This window comes from Magnetospirillum moscoviense, from assembly GCF_001650635.1.
GTDB lineage: Bacteria > Pseudomonadota > Alphaproteobacteria > Rhodospirillales > Magnetospirillaceae > Magnetospirillum > Magnetospirillum moscoviense.
Genome location: NZ_LWQU01000101.1, coordinates 1 through 770, shown reverse-complemented (window position 1 = coordinate 770; position 770 = coordinate 1). Strand labels below are relative to the sequence as shown.

Genomic DNA, 770 nt, shown 5'->3' with positions numbered 1-770 from the left:
CATGCGATTCGTTCCGGTCAAGAGCGAGGACACCCAGGCCGTTCTCATGCTCCATCGCGCCCGCCGCCTTCTGGTCGGCCAGCGCACGATGCTCGCCAATGCCTTGCGGTCGCATTTTGCCGAATTCGGCATCGCCGAACCGGAAGGACAGGCTGGACTGACGCGGTTGATCGTTCTTGCCCTGGATGCTCCGGATACGGCCTTGCCCCAGGCCGCCCGCGAAGCCTTGGCGATGTTGGCGGCCCACCTGCGCGACACCGAGGTCAAGATCGACGCGCTGGATCACGAAATCCTGGAGTGGCATCGGGGCAATGCCGACAGCCAACGGGTTGCCTCCATTCCCGGCATCGGCCCGTTGACCGCCAGCGCTATCGTCGCAGCCATGGGCGATTCCGGCCGCTTCAGGACCGGCCGGGATTTCGCAGCCTGGCTGGGTCTGGTTCCATCCCAGAATTCCACCGGGGGCAAGACCGTGCTGGGGCCGATCACCAAGACCGGGGACCGCTATTTGCGGACCCTTCTGGTCATCGGCGCCACCAGCACCTTGTGGCGGCGCCGCAAGGAAAGCGGGACATGGCTGGCGGCGATGACGGCGCGCGGAAAAACGGCTCGGCAGATTTCCGTTGCCCTGGCCAACAAGATGGCGCGCATCGCCTGGGCCATCCTTGCCAAGGGCGACACCTACCGCGAACCGGTGGCACAGACCGCCTGACAACGACACGACAGCGAACCAGTTGCGAGGGCGATGAAAGCGTGATGGCGACCGGTCT

The 770-nt window shown here is 65.3% G+C and carries 1 protein-coding gene; it reads left to right on the top strand.

All coding sequences use genetic code 11. The features are described 5' to 3' along the window. The coding region (locus tag A6A05_RS04630) for an IS110 family RNA-guided transposase (RefSeq protein ID WP_068497942.1) at positions 1 to 712 on the top strand (712 nt) is incomplete at its 5' end. Positions 713 to 770: the final 58 nt, after the last annotated feature.